The sequence below is a fragment of the Pantoea sp. X-Soil-TKNS-1280 genome, from assembly GCF_059730475.1.
Genome location: NZ_AP035962.1, coordinates 1,452,489 through 1,467,493, shown reverse-complemented (window position 1 = coordinate 1,467,493; position 15,005 = coordinate 1,452,489). Strand labels below are relative to the sequence as shown.

The 15,005-nt window shown below is 55.8% G+C and carries 17 protein-coding genes; 7 read left to right on the top strand and 10 right to left on the bottom strand.

Annotated elements, in window-relative coordinates; all coding sequences use genetic code 11:
* Nucleotides 1-44: 44 nt before the first annotated feature.
* Complete coding sequence (gene ltaE, locus AC6I8X_RS06900) at nucleotides 45-1,049, top strand: low-specificity L-threonine aldolase (RefSeq protein ID WP_497840783.1); 1,005 nt, start codon at nucleotides 45-47, stop codon at nucleotides 1,047-1,049.
* A 10-nt stretch (nucleotides 1,050-1,059) separates the two neighbouring features.
* On the opposite strand, the gene AC6I8X_RS06895 is transcribed toward ltaE, so the two are convergent.
* Entirely contained in the window at nucleotides 1,060-1,896 is an 837-nt protein-coding gene (locus AC6I8X_RS06895; protein ID WP_497840782.1) for an N-acetylmuramoyl-L-alanine amidase, read from the bottom strand.
* Nucleotides 1,897-1,986: 90 nt separating this feature from the next.
* Between AC6I8X_RS06895 and AC6I8X_RS06890 the strand changes: the two genes are divergently transcribed.
* The 6 genes from AC6I8X_RS06890 (at nucleotide 1,987) to artJ (AC6I8X_RS06865) (ending at nucleotide 6,470) form a co-directional block, all read left to right on the top strand.
* Complete coding sequence (locus tag AC6I8X_RS06890; protein WP_313686899.1) at nucleotides 1,987-2,523, top strand: lipoprotein; 537 nt, start codon at nucleotides 1,987-1,989, stop codon at nucleotides 2,521-2,523.
* A 226-nt stretch (nucleotides 2,524-2,749) separates the two neighbouring features.
* On the top strand, nucleotides 2,750-3,478 hold the full coding sequence (artP, locus tag AC6I8X_RS06885; RefSeq protein WP_084873681.1) for an arginine ABC transporter ATP-binding protein ArtP: 729 nt from the start codon (nucleotides 2,750-2,752) through the stop codon (nucleotides 3,476-3,478).
* A 15-nt stretch (nucleotides 3,479-3,493) separates the two neighbouring features.
* Complete coding sequence (artJ, locus tag AC6I8X_RS06880) at nucleotides 3,494-4,225, top strand: arginine ABC transporter substrate-binding protein (RefSeq protein ID WP_313686902.1); 732 nt, start codon at nucleotides 3,494-3,496, stop codon at nucleotides 4,223-4,225.
* A gap of 6 nt (nucleotides 4,226-4,231) precedes the next feature.
* On the top strand, nucleotides 4,232-4,945 hold the full coding sequence (gene artQ / locus AC6I8X_RS06875) for an arginine ABC transporter permease ArtQ (protein WP_084873679.1): 714 nt from the start codon (nucleotides 4,232-4,234) through the stop codon (nucleotides 4,943-4,945).
* Nucleotide 4,946: 1 nt separating this feature from the next.
* Nucleotides 4,947-5,615 (top strand): arginine ABC transporter permease ArtM, encoded by a 669-nt coding sequence (artM, locus tag AC6I8X_RS06870; protein ID WP_313688393.1) that lies wholly within the window; start codon nucleotides 4,947-4,949, stop codon nucleotides 5,613-5,615.
* A gap of 123 nt (nucleotides 5,616-5,738) precedes the next feature.
* Nucleotides 5,739-6,470: an arginine ABC transporter substrate-binding protein gene (artJ, locus tag AC6I8X_RS06865; RefSeq protein WP_497840781.1), complete on the top strand. Its 732-nt coding sequence runs from the start codon at nucleotides 5,739-5,741 to the stop codon at nucleotides 6,468-6,470.
* 52 nt (nucleotides 6,471-6,522) lie between these two features.
* On the opposite strand, the gene rlmC is transcribed toward artJ (AC6I8X_RS06865), so the two are convergent.
* The 9 genes from rlmC to nfsA all read right to left on the bottom strand — a co-directional run bounded on the left by rlmC (nucleotide 6,523) and on the right by nfsA (nucleotide 15,005).
* On the bottom strand, nucleotides 6,523-7,677 hold the full coding sequence (rlmC, locus tag AC6I8X_RS06860; RefSeq protein WP_497840780.1) for a 23S rRNA (uracil(747)-C(5))-methyltransferase RlmC: 1,155 nt from the start codon (nucleotides 7,675-7,677) through the stop codon (nucleotides 6,523-6,525).
* A 48-nt stretch (nucleotides 7,678-7,725) separates the two neighbouring features.
* Nucleotides 7,726-8,187: a YbjO family protein gene (locus AC6I8X_RS06855; RefSeq protein WP_313688387.1), complete on the bottom strand. Its 462-nt coding sequence runs from the start codon at nucleotides 8,185-8,187 to the stop codon at nucleotides 7,726-7,728.
* A 65-nt stretch (nucleotides 8,188-8,252) separates the two neighbouring features.
* Nucleotides 8,253-9,098 carry a putrescine ABC transporter permease PotI gene (gene potI, locus AC6I8X_RS06850; protein WP_313688385.1) on the bottom strand — a complete coding sequence of 282 codons (846 nt, stop codon included), beginning with the start codon at nucleotides 9,096-9,098 and terminating at the stop codon, nucleotides 8,253-8,255.
* The gene (gene potH / locus AC6I8X_RS06845; protein ID WP_084873673.1) at nucleotides 9,095-10,057 is read right to left on the bottom strand and encodes a putrescine ABC transporter permease PotH; all 963 of its coding nucleotides are present in this window, start codon (nucleotides 10,055-10,057) and stop codon (nucleotides 9,095-9,097) included. The genes potI and potH overlap by 4 nt, the downstream gene beginning before the upstream one ends.
* A gap of 9 nt (nucleotides 10,058-10,066) precedes the next feature.
* Entirely contained in the window at nucleotides 10,067-11,200 is a 1,134-nt protein-coding gene (gene potG / locus AC6I8X_RS06840; protein ID WP_299446438.1) for a putrescine ABC transporter ATP-binding subunit PotG, read from the bottom strand.
* Nucleotides 11,201-11,314: 114 nt separating this feature from the next.
* Nucleotides 11,315-12,424, bottom strand: a complete 1,110-nt coding sequence (gene potF, locus AC6I8X_RS06835) for a spermidine/putrescine ABC transporter substrate-binding protein PotF (protein WP_208714480.1) — start codon at nucleotides 12,422-12,424, stop codon at nucleotides 11,315-11,317.
* 371 nt (nucleotides 12,425-12,795) lie between these two features.
* A complete protein-coding gene (locus AC6I8X_RS06830) occupies nucleotides 12,796-13,275 on the bottom strand; it encodes a YbjN domain-containing protein (RefSeq protein ID WP_084873670.1) in 480 nt (159 codons plus the stop codon).
* Between the two features lie 87 nt (nucleotides 13,276-13,362).
* A complete protein-coding gene (gene rimK / locus AC6I8X_RS06825; RefSeq protein WP_497840779.1) occupies nucleotides 13,363-14,265 on the bottom strand; it encodes a 30S ribosomal protein S6--L-glutamate ligase in 903 nt (300 codons plus the stop codon).
* Nucleotides 14,266-14,282: 17 nt separating this feature from the next.
* The gene (gene nfsA / locus AC6I8X_RS06820) at nucleotides 14,283-15,005 is read right to left on the bottom strand and encodes an oxygen-insensitive NADPH nitroreductase (RefSeq protein WP_497840778.1); all 723 of its coding nucleotides are present in this window, start codon (nucleotides 15,003-15,005) and stop codon (nucleotides 14,283-14,285) included.

The window sequence follows — 15,005 nt, the reverse complement described above, 5'->3', positions numbered from 1 at the left end:
TGCGATGCGGGCGCTCAGCCCGCTTTTTCTTTCAGGAGAGCGACGTGATCGATTTACGCAGTGATACCGTAACCCGCCCAAGTTCCGCCATGCTCGACGCCATGATGGCTGCCGAAACTGGTGATGATGTCTACCGTGACGATCCCACCGTCAATGCGCTGGAAGCCGAAGCCGCCTGTATGAGCGGCAAAGAAGCGGCGTTGTTCTTCCCCACCGGCACCCAGGCCAACCTGGTGGCGCTGCTGAGCCATTGTCAGCGTGGCGATGAATATATCGTTGGGCAGCAGGCGCATAACTACAAATATGAAGCCGGTGGAGCCGCCGTGCTGGGCAGCATTCAGCCGCAGCCGATCCTTGCCGCAGAAGACGGCACTCTGCCGCTGGCCGATGTGGCTGCCGCGATTAAACCGGACGACATCCACTTTGCGCGCACCCGTCTGCTCAGCCTGGAAAACACCCATCACGGTAAAGTGTTGCCGACAAGCTATCTGGAACAGGCATATCAATTCACGCGTCAGCACCAGCTGGCGTTGCATATCGATGGCGCACGTATTTTTAACGCCGTGGTGGCGCAAAATACCACGCTGGAAGGCATTGCCCGCTACTGCGATACCCTGACCATCTGTCTGTCCAAAGGGCTGGGTACGCCAGTGGGATCGCTGCTGTGCGGCCCGGCAGCCTACATCGAACAGGCGCGCCGCTGGCGTAAAATGGTGGGTGGTGGAATGCGTCAGGCAGGCATTCTGGCTGCGGCGGGCTTATATGCCCTGCAACATAACGTGGCGCGTTTGCAACAGGATCACGACAACGCTGCCTGGCTTGGTGAACAGCTGAAAACCCTCGGCGTGGACGTGGTGAGCCAGCAAACCAACATGTTGTTTGTGAAGGTACCCGCGCAGCAGGTTGACGGGTTGAAAGCATGGCTGAGCGCACGTGATGTGTTGATTAGCGTCGGTCCGGTGACGCGTATCGTGACCCATCTGGATGTCAGTCGTGAGGACCTCACCCAACTGGTCGCACACTGGCAGGCATTCCTGCTACAGGCATGACGGAACGGCGCTATTGCGCCGCGCCGTATTTCGCCAGCAGGGCGCGGGCAATCGCCAGCGTTTCCGCGTCCGCCAGGCCACGGTAATCCCGTGGCCTGAAATGCATCTGAAACGCCGCAATAACCTTACGCTGCATCGCCGGGGTACTCGCCGCTGCAACGTCATAACCATAGCGTTGCAGAGCATCCAGTAATTCATCCTGATCAACCGGTGCATTTGCCGCCTCGTTACCCAGATAACGCTGTACCGTTGCGTCATCAGGCCAGGCACCTAACCCCGCCAGCGCCAGCTGCCGCCAGGGAAACAACGGCCCCGGATCCTGTTTGCGTTGCGGCGCGATATCGCTATGCCCCACCACATTTTCCGCTGGGATGTCGTAACGCGCGCTGATGTCTTTGACTAACGCCTCCAGCGCCGCGATTTGTGTCGGGGTAAACGGCTGCCAGCGCAGCCCCGTCAGGGTACGCTGATAACCACTGTTCACCAGCTCAATACCAATTGAGGTGTCATTGATCCGTGTGGCTCCGCGCCAGAAACTCGGCCCGGCATGCCACGCCAGCTGGCTTTCCGGCACCAGTTGCCAGACGACGCCCTGCCCCTGGTGCTGCGGCGGTTGTGCCGGAATCAGATAATGGGCGCTGACCTCACGATCGGTGAGCGTCGCCAGCGAAGAAGGAAAATCTTCCGCAGTGTAATGGATCACCACAACTTTGATACGCGGCCTGGCGCCCTGCGCCGGATGCGCGGTATCGACCCAGTAACCGTGGCGCGCTTCGAGGGTTGACTGACAGCCGCTCAGCAACAACAACCCCAGCAACAGCCCACCACGCAGCAAACGAAACGCCATTGCTCTCTCCTTTAGCTCGTACGGCGTAAATGCAAGGCTATACTTTATGCTAAAAATGGTCCTTTGCCAGTGAACAACAAGGAAATAGAGATGAGAAACAAAGCCTTTGCGCTGCTTGTTCCCGCTGCTCTGCTGCTCAGCGCCTGCACCACCGTTGAGCCGGTGATTAAGGATAATGGTCCGCGTACCGCGGCCTGCGTCGATGGCGGTCCGGACAGTGTAGCTCAGCAGTTCTACGATTTACGCGTCAGCCAGCCAACACAGGGATTGCCGGATAATTCGACACTGGCAAAATACCGCCCTTATCTCAGCGATCGTCTGTATCAGAAACTGGTGCAGGCTAACGGGCTGAGCAATAAACCCGCCGACTGGCGCACTGGCGACCTGTTCTCCAGCCTGGCCCAGGGTCCGACCGCTGCCGAGGTGGCAAGTGCCTCCACTATCCCGAATCGCGACGCACGCAATATTCCGCTGCGCGTCGATTTAACCCGTGGTGACCGCAAATGGCAGGACGAAGTGTTGATGATCCGCGAAGGCACCTGCTGGGTAGTGGATGATGTGCGCTACGTCGGTGACTGGCCGCGTGCGGGGGGTGGTTCGCTCAGCCAGCTGCTGGAAGATCGTTAATAGCGATAAATGCCTGCACATATCGTAGCGGCGCGATTTATCGCGCTTTTTGGCCACCGCGTCAAAATTAAAGGCGCGCGATAAATCGCGCCGCTACGGATGTCGAGATATTGTGCTACGCTTTTGAGGTTTAACTGCTCTTTAATAAATTTTAACCCACCTCAATTGCATAACTATTCTGGTGACGTTAAGATTCGCGGCATCAATTGCTATTCATTTATTGCGCATGAGTATTCAACTAACCGGCATTAACTGTTTTTACGGTGCCCACCAGGCGCTGTTCGATATCAACCTGGCCTGCCCGCAGGGTGAAACGCTGGTGTTGCTCGGTCCGAGCGGCGCGGGTAAGAGTTCACTCCTGCGCGTACTCAATTTGCTGGAGCAACCGCGTTCCGGCAGTTTGCAGATCGCCGGTAATCATTTTGACTTCAGCAAAACCCCATCAGACAGCGCGATCCGCGAATTGCGGCAGAACGTTGGCATGGTGTTCCAGCAATACAACCTGTGGCCGCATCTGACGGTGTTGCAGAACCTGATGGAAGCGCCCTGCCGCGTGCTGGGGTTAAGCAAAGATCAGGCCCGCGCCCGTGCAGACAAATTGCTGGATCGTCTGCGTCTGACCCCTTATGCCGACCGTTTTCCGTTGCACCTTTCCGGCGGTCAGCAGCAACGCGTGGCGATTGCCCGCGCGCTGATGATGGAACCGCAGGTGTTGTTGTTTGATGAACCAACCGCAGCGCTCGACCCGGAAATTACCGCGCAAATCGTCAGCATTATTCGCGAGCTGGCGCAGACGCAGATTACCCAGGTGATCGTCACCCATGAAGTGGAAGTCGCGCGTAAAACCGCCAGCCGTGTGGTGTACATGGAAAACGGCCACATTGTGGAACAGGGCGACGCCAGCCACTTTACACAGCCGCAAACCGAAGCGTTTGCCAACTATCTTTCGCACTAAGTCAGGATGTCTCTAATGAAAAAAGTCGTACTTGCTGCACTGCTTGCCGGTTTAAGCCTGAGCGCTACCGCTGCGCAGACCCTGCGTTTTGCTACTGAGGCCTCTTACCCGCCGTTTGAGTTTGTCGATTCGGACAACAAAATTCAGGGCTTCGATGTCGATCTGGCGAATGCGCTGTGTAAAGAGATTGATGCAACCTGTACCTTCACCAATCAGGCCTTTGACAGCCTGATCCCGAGCCTGAAATTCCGTCGTTTTGACGCAGTGATGGCCGGTATGGACATCACGCCGGAGCGTGAAAAGCAGGTCCTGTTCACCAAGCCTTACTACGACAACTCCGCGATCTTCATCGCGCAGAAAGGCAAACTGGCGGATGTGGCAGCGCTGAAAGGCAAACGTGTTGGCGTGCAGAACGGGACGACCCACCAGAAATACCTGTCTGACAAACACAACGACATCACCGTGGTGCCGTACGACAGTTATCAAAACGCCATCCTCGACCTGAAAAATGGCCGTATCGATGCGGTGTTTGGTGATACCGCTGTGGTGAACGAATGGCTGAAGCAGAACCCGAACCTGGCCGCGCTGGGTGACAAAGTGACCGACAAAGCCTACTTCGGCACCGGTCTGGGTATTGCGGTGCGCATGGGCAACACCGAGCTGCAGGAAAAATTCAACACTGCACTGGATAAAGTGAAAGCCGACGGCACCTACAAAACCATCTACAACAAATGGTTTCAGCAGTAATTCCTGATGAATGAAATAATTCCACTCGCAAGCGCCGCCGGTATGACCGTCGGCCTTGCCGTTTGTGCCCTGATCGCCGGCCTTGCGCTGGCGATGATTTTTGCTGGCTGGGAATCGGTGCGCTGGCAACCGCTCGCCTGGGTCGGCACCGCGCTGGTCACGCTGATCCGTGGGCTGCCGGAAATCCTCGTGGTGCTGTTTATCTATTTTGGCGCATCGCAACTGTTGCTGACGCTGTCGGATGGCTTCCATATCAACCTCGGCCTGTTCAGTATTCCGGTGCAGGTGCAGATTGAGAATTTCGATGTCAGCCCATTCCTGTGTGGGGTGATTGCGCTGGCGATGCTCTATTCCGCTTATGCATCACAAACTCTGCGTGGTGCGCTGAAAGCGGTGCCCGTTGGGCAGTGGGAATCCGGCCAGGCGCTGGGAATGAAAAAGTCGGCGATTTTCTTCCGTCTGATCATGCCGCAGATGTGGCGTCACGCCTTGCCAGGTCTTGGTAACCAGTGGTTGGTGCTGCTGAAAGATACCGCGCTGGTCTCGCTGATTAGCGTTAACGATCTGATGCTGCAAACCAAAAGTATCGCGACCCGGACCCAGGAACCTTTTACCTGGTATCTGGCGGCGGCGGCTATCTATCTGATTATTACGCTGTTCAGTCAGGCGGTATTGCGCCGTATTGAATTGCGCACCACGCGTTTCGAGCGGGGGGCCTGATATGCTGCAATATTTACCTGAGCTGCTGAAAGGGCTGCACACCAGCCTGACGCTCACCATCGCCTCGCTGATTGCCGCGCTGGTGCTGTCGCTGCTGTTCACCGTGGTGCTGGCGCTGAAAGTCCCGGTGCTGAACACCATCGTGAAAGCGTACATCACGATATTTACCGGTACGCCGCTGCTGGTGCAGATCTTTCTGATCTACTACGGACCCGGGCAGTTTCCCAGCATCCAGCACATACCGTGGTTATGGCATCTGCTGTCTCAGCCCTGGCTGTGCGCCATGCTGGCACTGTCGCTCAACAGCGCGGCGTATACCACCCAGCTGTTCTTTGGCGCGGTGCGAGCCATTCCCTCCGGCCAGTGGCAGTCCTGCGCAGCGCTGGGGATGAATCGCAAAGATACGCTGCGCATTCTGCTGCCTTATGCATTTAAACGCGCGCTGTCCTCGTACTCCAATGAGGTGGTGCTGGTGTTCAAAAGTACCTCGCTGGCCTATACCATCACCCTGATGGAAGTGATGGGCCACGGTCAGCTGCTGTATGGCCGAACTTATGATGTCACGGTGTTTGCCGCTGCCGGGCTGGTTTACCTGTGCGTCAACGGCCTGCTGACGCTGATGATGCGTCTGATTGAACGTCGCGCGCTGGCATTTGAACGCAGAAATTAATATCCAGGCGGGTTATTCCGCCTTTTTTAATTATTTATCCAATAATGTTGCATAAAGATTCATTAGATGGCATCTTGTCACGCGTTCGCCCTCAGAGCGTTAGTGATTTACAGGAGTCTCAAAATGAAAAAATGGATCGTTGCTGCGGCACTGGCAACTCTGGCAATGAATGCCTCGGCAGCGGAAAAAATCCGCTTCGCTTCCTCTGCAACTTACCCTCCGTTTGAATCTCTGGATCGTGAAAATCAAATCGTCGGTTTTGATATCGACCTGGCGAAAGCGTTATGCCAGCAGCTGAAAGCCGAATGTACCTTCACCAACAACGCTTTTGACAGCCTGATCCCATCGCTGAAATTCCGCCGCTATGACGCCATCATCTCGGGTATGGATATCACCGACGATCGCAGCAAGCAGGTGGATTTCACCCAGGCTTATTACGCCAATTCGGCGGTGGTGATCGCCCGCAAAGGCCAGTTCAGTGATTTTGCCCAGCTGAAGGGCAAACGCATTGGCATGGAAAACGGCACCACGCACCAGAAGTACCTGCTGGAACAGCATCCGGAAGTGGTCGCTGTGGCCTATGACAGCTACCAGAACGCGATTCTCGACCTGAAAAACGGTCGCCTGGATGGCGTGTTTGGTGATACCGCAGTGGTCAACCAATGGCTGAAGACCAATGCCGATCTGGCACCGGTCGGCGCACATGTCACCGACGCCCGCTATTTTGGCACCGGGCTGGGGATTGCGGTACGTAAAGGCAACACCGTATTACGCGATCAGCTGAACAGCGCGCTGGTGGCGATCAAAGCCAATGGCACGTACCAGCAGATCAATCAGAAGTGGTTCCCGGAATAAAATAATGGGTCGGCGCAGTGCGAAGCCTGACAGGTTCTGCACTGTCCTCAGTTCAGGATGAACGCTGCGTCGCCCCACCCTGGCCGCGTTTGGTCAGTAGCGTCAGCACTTCAAAATGGGCAGTATGCGGGAACATATCGAACAGCTGCACCCGGCTGACATCGTAGTCGCTGAGACGCGCAATATCCTGCGCCATACTCTGCGGATTGCAGCTGGAGTAAAGGATGTAATCCGGTGCCATCTGGCTCAGATAATCACATAACGCCGCACCAATCCCGCGACGTGGCGGATTGACCAGTACCAGTTGCGGCACCTGATCGCGTGCAGTGGCGAACTGCGTGGAATCCAGCGCGGCAAAACGGACCTTATCCAGCCCCAGCTGCTGTGCCGACTGACGTGCGCAGGCAATGGCTTCAGCGCTGATTTCAATACCGGTGAGCTGCATCTCCGGGGTGGCGCAGTGCAGGCCAAACCCGCCGACACCACAAAACAGATCCCACATGCTGTGCACATCCAGCTGCGCCACCCAGTCGCGCGCCGTGGCGTACAGCGCGGCAGCCACCTGGGGGTTTGTCTGGAAAAAACTTTGCGGACGGATATACAACGGCACGTCGTTGAAGCTTTCCGCTAATGCCTGGTCAGGCGTCAGCGCAATTTCTTCATCACCTTCCAGAATCGCCATATGCACCGGCTGGATATTGGCAGAAATCACCGTCAGCTGCGGCAGTTGCTGTTGCAGCCACGGCAGCGCCGCGCGCAACTGTTCCAGCTTCGCGTTGGAACGCAGTACAAAACGCAGCATCATGCCGCCCTGGGTGCTTTCGGTAAGCAGCAGAAACTTCAGTTCACCACGCTTGCGCGCCACGTTGTACGGCGTTAAACCGGCACGGGCGATAAAGGGTTTCAGCACCGCAAACACCGGGGCAAAGCTGGCGGGATACAGCGGGCAGGCACAGAGGTCAACAGCATCGCCCTCGCGCGACAGCATGCCCAATACCGGACGCTCCACGCTGCCACTGACGACCATTTTGGCTTTATTACGAAACCCCTGCTCGGGCGAGGTCACCGGCGGACACCACTCACTCACCGCCTGTTGCGCCAGCAGTTGTTCCAGCAACGATTGTTTCTCGTTCAGCTGTTGTGGGTAGGGTTTTTCCAGCCACTGGCAGGAACGGCAGCGACCGGCATCATAAAGCGCGCAATGCATTGTGGAGCCTGTATTCAGAATCGGGAGAAAAAACGGGGGCCGATTGTATCACCGGCGACGGAAAAAAGCGCGGCTGCTGGCCGGGACAAACAACAGCAGCAGCACCATCGCATCCGGCAGCTTCTGAAGCAGCGTATGGTGGATGATCTGGACATTGCTCTCACCATGGATGCTGAAGATTTCCGGGTATATCCACCCCATCGACGCCAGCAGCATATAGCCCAGCACCACAACCTGGCTGGCGACATAGCCCCAGCGGCCCCGGTTACTGCCACGCATCAGGGTAAAGGCGCAGCGCAGCTCAAATAAGAAAATCAGTTGGCTGGCGACGAAGATGAGGGTGGAATCCCAGGCCTGGGCACTGCGGTGCACAAAGTTGACCAGCTCGTCATAACCCAGCTCATTGGCGAGCATCAGCACGCTGATGCAGCGGGTGGCGATAATGGCGATCCCTGCCACCGTGACCGGCGCTGGGGTTAAAACGGGGATATGCTTCAGGGTTTCCGACATCGACCAGACTCCAAAAGAAAAGCTGGCATCGCCAGCTTTTCTTATATTGGCAAATGTTATGGATTTCAGCCACGTCTTGCTTTCTGAATATCACGCAAACGTTGTTTTTCTTCGTGTGCCATAAAGCGCCAGGCTATAAAGCCCACCAGCCCGACCACAAACAAAATCAGCGATGCCAGGGCGTTGATCTCCGGGTTCACCCCACGACGCACGGTGGCAAAAATTGCCATCGGCAGCGTCGTTGCCCCTGGGCCGGTGACAAAGCTGGCAATCACCAGGTCATCCAGCGACAGGGTAAACGCCAGCAGCCAGCCGGTAATAATCGCGGGTGCGATCATCGGCACGGTGATGACAAAGAACACCTTGAGTGGCGTAGCCCCGAGGTCCATCGCCGCTTCTTCGATGGAGCGATCCAGTTCACGCAGGCGTGAGTTGATCACCACCGCCACATAAGCGGTACAGAAGGTCACGTGCGCCAGCCAAATGGTCAGCATGCCACGATCGCTCGGCCAGCCGAGGGTATTCCCCATCGCCACAAACAGCAGCAGCAGCGACAAACCGGTGATCACATCGGGCATGACCAGCGGGGCGGTGAGCATAAACGCAAAACCGTTATGGCCCCGGAAGCGACCAAAACGCACGATAATCACCGCCGCAATGGTACCCAGCACCACCGCCATGGTCGCAGACAACGCCGCGATGGTCAGGCTGAGCACCACCGCATCAATCATCGCGCTATCCTGGAACAACACGTGATACCAGTGGAACGAGAAGCCCTCCCACACCGTTACCAGCTGTGAGCTGTTAAACGAGTAGGCCACCAGCAGCAGCATCGGCGCATACAGGAACATAAAACCCAGCACCAGGATTGCGGTGCGCCACGGAGAGCGGATTGCAGGTAACTGATTCATTCCTTCTCTCCCAGCTCACGGTTTTGATGTTTGTGGAACCAGACAATCGGCAGGATCAGGATCAACAGAATGATCACCGCCAGCGCTGAAGCCACCGGCCAATCGCGGTTGTTAAAGAATTCCTGCCACAGAATACGACCAATCATGATGCTATCCGGGCCACCCAGCAGTTCCGGGATCACGTACTCCCCCACTGCCGGGATAAACACCAGCATCGAACCGGCAATAATCCCGCCTTTGGTCAGCGGCACAATGACGCTGAAGAAGGTCTTCAGCGGACGCGCGCCGAGATCAAGCGAGGCTTCTACCAGCGAGTAATCGATACGCGTCAGCGCGGTATAGATTGGCAGTACCATAAATGGCAGATAACAGTAAACGATACCGATATACACCGCAGTGTTGGTGTAGAGGATCACCAGGGGATGATCGATGACCCCCAGCCACATCAGGAAACGGTTCAGGATGCCGTTATTGTTCAGCAGCCCCATCCAGGCATAGACGCGTACCAGGAACGAGGTCCATGACGGCAGGATCACCAGCAGCAGCAAAATGGAACGCATCGACGGCTTGCTGTGTGCCACCGCCCAGGCGAGCGGATAGCCAATCATCAGACAGATGATGGTGGAAATGGCCGCCACTTTCAGCGATTGCAGATACGCATCGGCATATAACGGATCGTCCGTCAGTTGCAGATAATTCCCCAGATTGAGCACCAGATTGAGCTGATCGTCAGCCCAGGTGATCAAATCGGTGTACGGCGGGATCGCACGCGCAATATCGGCGAAACTGATTTTCAGCACAATCAGGAACGGCAGCAAAAAGAACAGCACCAGCCACACATAAGGCAGTGCGATCACCAGCTTGCGACCATGCTGCATCTTGATGCGCGTGGCCCAGCGTTGCAGCGGTGTGCCGGGCTGTTCGGCTTCCGGGGTGCCGGGTTGAGAAATCTGGCTCATTCCGCCTCCTTAAACCGTCAGAACCACACAGCTGTCAGCATCCCAGCACAAACGCACTTCGTCGCCCCAGGTTGGCGCGCCTTTGCGGTAGCGATGGGCATTTTGCAACTGCGCACTGATCATCTGGCCACTCTTCAAACGCACGTGGTAAATCGACAAATCACCGAGATAAGCGATATGCACCACTTCGCCCACGGCAAAGTTGCAGCCGTCGGCGGGCACGTCTTCACACAGCATCACTTTTTCCGGACGCAGCGCAACGTGGACCGGGACGTTATCGACGATGGAGACATCGGTCTGCACTTTCAGCGGATGGACCAGGCCAGGGCAGTCAAGCACCAGACCGTCTTCACGCCGCTCACGCAGCAGCCCCTCAAACACATTCACCGAACCGATAAACTCCGCGCTGAAGCGATTGGTCGGATGCTCGTAGATCTCCTCCGGCTCGCCAATCTGCGCGAATTTTCCGCGATTCATAATCGCGATACGGCCCGCCATGGTCATCGCTTCTTCCTGGTCGTGGGTCACCATCACGCAGGTCACACCGACGCGTTCGAGGATATCCACCACTTCCAGTTGCATACGGTCGCGCAACTTTTTATCCAGCGCACCCATCGGTTCATCCAGCAGCAGCAGCTTCGGACGTTTTGCCAGGCTACGTGCCAGCGCCACACGCTGGCGCTGGCCGCCAGAAAGCTGATGCGGCTTACGTTTGGCAAATTCCTGCATATGCACCAGCGCCAGCATTTCCGCTACGCGGCTGGTGATTTCGTCTTTTGGCAGTTTGTCCTGTTTCAGGCCAAACGCGATGTTCTGCTCCACCGTCATATGCGGGAACAGGGCATAAGACTGGAACATCATATTGATTGGCCGCTGATACGGCGGCACATGGGAGAGATCCTGCCCATCCAGCACAATTTGACCGCTACTCGGCACCTCGAAGCCCGCCAGCATACGCAGCAGCGTCGATTTGCCGCAGCCCGAAGGGCCCAGCAGAGCAAAAATCTCACCTTTGTAAATGGTCAGACTGACATCATCCACGGCGTGCTGGCCGTCAAAGGACTTGGTCAGATTGCGGATTTCCAGCAATGGCGTTAACGCCTTTGCATTTTTATTTTGGGGGCGGGGAATCGCGTCGCTCACTAACATATCTCCAACGCTTAACGGCCTTAACCTCAGCCGCTAAAAATGGCACAACAGAGGCCATCACCGCGCCTCTGTTGTCGTCCTAATACAAGTGAATCCGTTCAGAACGAATTACTTACCACTTTTAACTTTAGTCCACGCACGGGTGCGTACACGATCCAGCTTCGGATCCTGGACTTTCAGTACAAACAGCTTGGACATAATATCCGCAGGCGGGAAGATGCCCGGGTTGTTACGTACATCCGCATTGATCAGCGGCAGTGACGCCTTGTTGCCGTTGGCATAGTTCATCTTGTTAGAGATGTCGGCGATCACTTTCGGATCCATGATGTAGTTCAGCCACTGATAGGCTTCGTCGAGATTTTTCGCATCTTTCGGAATTGCCATCATGTCGAAGAACGCCAGAGCGCCCTGCTTCGGTACGCTGTACGCCAGGTTCACACCGTTTTTCGCCTGTGCCGCACGATCTTTCGCTTGCAGGATGTCACCCGACCAGCCGATCGCCACACAGATGTTGCCGTTAGCGAGGTCATTGATGTACTGCGAAGAGTGGAAATAGCGAATGCTCGGACGCAATTTCAGCAGCAGATCGGTGGCGGCACCGGAATAATCTTTCGGATCAGAGCTGTTCGGATCTTTGCCGAGATAGTTCAGCACAGTGGCAAAAATCTCTTCCGGCGCATCGAGGAAGGAAACACCACAGCTTTTCAGTTTTTCCAGGTTTTCTGGTTTCAGCACCAGATCCCAGCTATCCACTGGCGCATCTTTGCCGAGGATCGCTTTCACTTTATCGACGTTATAGCCGATGCCAGTGGTACCCCACAGATAAGGGATGGCGAACTTGTTGCCTGGATCGTGCTGTGCCACTTTGGCCATCAGCGCCGGATCGAGGTTTTTGTAGTTCGGCAGCTTGCTCTTATCCAGTTCCTGGAACACGCCGGATTGCAGCTGACGCGCGAGGAAGCTGGAAGATGGCACCACCACGTCATAACCGGTGCTGCCTGCCATCAGTTTGCCTTCCAGCACTTCGTTGGAATCAAACACGTCGTAAACGACTTTAATACCCGTCTCTTTCTCGAAATTCGGGACCGTATCCGCCGAGATATAATCAGACCAGTTATAAACGTGCAGCGTTTTATCTGCGGCCAGCGTACCAGCTGAAGCCGTCATCAGCACACCAGCAACCACACCTGACAACCATTTTTTACGTTGGTTGAACATGTTTTCCTTCCTCCTGAGCGGGTCATCACAACGCTGCATACACGCGATCCGGTCGTTGTGTTTTCTGTTAATACACAGACACACAATGAATCAATATTCAGCGGGAGTTTAATAGTAAAAACCTATACCTGCGCTGAGGTTGCACGTCTCAAGCAGCCCCGCAAGAATAGCCGCCCCGCTTCACCTGCACCAGATCCCAGCGTAAAAAACGCCTTTTAGCGATAAGTATTGCATGTTTCTGCTATGGGGTTCGGCAAAGACGGCATAAAGCACGAGAAATATCTGGCAATAAAGGGCAAAATGCAGAATAAAAAGTGGTGGGGACAAAATGAAAACTGCCGCAAAAAGCGGCAGTTAAGAAAGCGGAAAAATCAGTGCAGCATGGCGCGGCCAACCGAGCTGGGTTGCCTGTCCTCTTCCTCGCCCATCATCAGCAAATTATTGGCGAACGCTTCCATAATCACCATGGAAACCTGTTCCTCGCTTTGCTTCATAAAATACGAGAACTGACCAAAGGTTAACCCTGCGCTGGTACTGAGGGACTGACAGACAATCAGCTTCGGCAGATTGTCATCCTGAATGTCGATAAAGGCTTTCACCGTCAGGGAGCTGGCGTTGATTTGCGATAAGTCACCCACCAGCGGAATCAACGCCGTCGGCTTGACTTCAGCCAGCGCGGAAAACAGGATCACGCCATCCACAAGGTCGATTTTTGCATCAAACACCCCGTCAAAATTCTGCATGTGCGGCAGATGCAAAGCCTGGCAGGCATCGCATTCGAACCAGGTGATATTTTGTTGATCCAGCCAGCGACGCAGCACGTCGATGTCAGGAACGACCAGTGAATCCATCGTCATGTCCCGTGGGGTGAAGAAATAAGCGCCTTAGCTTACGGAAAAAATGCAAGCGATGCCATGAAAAACGCTGAAAAGCGCGCCTCAGCCGCCAGTTTTAAGCTTAAAGCCAGGCAGTGCGTGCTGTTCTATCCAGTCAATCATCATGGAGGCGATATTCAACCCGGTGGTGCACTCGATGCCTTCAAGGCCAGGGGAAGCATTGACCTCCATCACCAGTGGTCCGCGTCCGGCACGCAGGATATCGACCCCCGCCACCTCCAGCCCGAGCGTACTGGCCGCTTTCACCGCGATTTCGCGCTCCTGACCGGTGATGGTGACCGGGTGCGCCTTGCCGCCGCGATGCAGGTTGGAACGAAAATCCCCCTCCTTCGCCTCGCGCTCAATCGCCGCCACGACCTCACCGCCAATCACCAGGCAGCGAACATCACGTCCCTGCGCTTCTTTGATAAACTCCTGCACCAGAATATGTGCATTGAGACCGCGAAACGCGTCGATCACACTTTCCGCCGCCTGACGCGTTTCCGCCAGCACCACACCAATGCCCTGCGTGCCTTCCACCAGTTTCACCACCAGCGGCGCTCCGCCCACCATGGCAATCAGGTCATCGGTGTCATCCGGGGATGAAGCAAAGCCAGTGACCGGCATATCGATCCCTTCTCGCGCCAGCAGTTGCAGGGAACGCAGTTTGTCGCGCGCGCGGGTGATCGCCACCGATTCATTCAGCGGATAGCTGCCACACAGTTCGAACTGGCGCAGCACTGCGGTACCGTAAAACGTAATGGCGGATCCAATACGCGGGATCACCGCATCAAAGTGCCCCAGCGGTTCACCACGATAATGTATCGCCGGAGATGCCGGGTTGATGTTCATATAACAGGAGAGCGGATCAATAATCTGCACCTGATGGCCACGCGCTTCCGCTGCTTCACGCAGGCGTTTACACGAGTAGAGCTGCCCATCACGGGAGAGAATGGCCATTTTCATCGCAGAGTTCCTTGTGCTTAACGGGTTGCCCAGCCCTGCTGATGCAGGTAGTCCAGCATAAACGGGCGTGTTTCTTTAATGATCAGGCGTTGAATCAGTTCGCTCCAGGTTTCCGCGCGCTGATGGGTATCACGTTGCTGATAATAGATGCTGGTGCGGCTGTCATATTCCGCCAGCACCGCGGCATCGACCGGCTGATAACTGTTCTCATGCACCAGCATCGCCTGTGGAATACGCGGTTTAATATCCGGCTGCGCCGCAGGATGCCCGATACAGAAGCCAAACAGCGGCAGCACAAATTTCGGCAGGTCAAGCAGCGTGGTAACGTCGGCGATATTGTTACGAATACCGCCAATAAATACCCCACCGAGGCCGAGTGACTCCGCCGCGGTCATGGCATTCTGCGCCATTAACGCCGTATCCACGCAGCCCAGCAACAGTTGCTCCGCGCGCCCAAGTTGCGCATCCGGACAAATTTGCAGATGGCGATTAAAGTCCGCGCAGAACACCCAGAACTCAGCCGCCTCTCCGACCCACGGTTGGCCGCCAGTCAGTTTAACCAGTTGCTCACGTTTTTCCCGGTCGGTGATACGAATAATAGAGGAGCATTGCAAAAAGCTGGAGGTGGATGCCGCCTGAGCCGCAGCAATAATGGCGTTGCGCTGCGCCTCATCAATGCCCTGTTCGGTAAATGCGCGAATGGAACGGTGGCTGCACAGTAAATCGATGGTCGGCGTCAT

Coding starts and splice junctions, on each gene's coding strand:
- AC6I8X_RS06895 (WP_497840782.1), bottom strand. CDS start 1,896: ATGGCGTTTCGTTTGCTGCGTGGTGGGCTGTTGCTGGGGTTGTTGTTG.
- AC6I8X_RS06890 (WP_313686899.1), top strand. CDS start 1,987: ATGAGAAACAAAGCCTTTGCGCTGCTTGTTCCCGCTGCTCTGCTGCTC.
- artP (WP_084873681.1), top strand. CDS start 2,750: ATGAGTATTCAACTAACCGGCATTAACTGTTTTTACGGTGCCCACCAG.
- artJ (WP_313686902.1), top strand. CDS start 3,494: ATGAAAAAAGTCGTACTTGCTGCACTGCTTGCCGGTTTAAGCCTGAGC.
- artQ (WP_084873679.1), top strand. CDS start 4,232: ATGAATGAAATAATTCCACTCGCAAGCGCCGCCGGTATGACCGTCGGC.
- artM (WP_313688393.1), top strand. CDS start 4,947: ATGCTGCAATATTTACCTGAGCTGCTGAAAGGGCTGCACACCAGCCTG.
- artJ (WP_497840781.1), top strand. CDS start 5,739: ATGAAAAAATGGATCGTTGCTGCGGCACTGGCAACTCTGGCAATGAAT.
- rlmC (WP_497840780.1), bottom strand. CDS start 7,677: ATGCATTGCGCGCTTTATGATGCCGGTCGCTGCCGTTCCTGCCAGTGG.
- AC6I8X_RS06855 (WP_313688387.1), bottom strand. CDS start 8,187: ATGTCGGAAACCCTGAAGCATATCCCCGTTTTAACCCCAGCGCCGGTC.
- potI (WP_313688385.1), bottom strand. CDS start 9,098: ATGAATCAGTTACCTGCAATCCGCTCTCCGTGGCGCACCGCAATCCTG.
- potH (WP_084873673.1), bottom strand. CDS start 10,057: ATGAGCCAGATTTCTCAACCCGGCACCCCGGAAGCCGAACAGCCCGGC.
- potF (WP_208714480.1), bottom strand. CDS start 12,424: ATGTTCAACCAACGTAAAAAATGGTTGTCAGGTGTGGTTGCTGGTGTG.
- AC6I8X_RS06830 (WP_084873670.1), bottom strand. CDS start 13,275: ATGGATTCACTGGTCGTTCCTGACATCGACGTGCTGCGTCGCTGGCTG.
- rimK (WP_497840779.1), bottom strand. CDS start 14,265: ATGAAAATGGCCATTCTCTCCCGTGATGGGCAGCTCTACTCGTGTAAA.
- nfsA (WP_497840778.1), bottom strand. CDS start 15,005: ATGACGCCGACCATCGATTTACTGTGCAGCCACCGTTCCATTCGCGCA.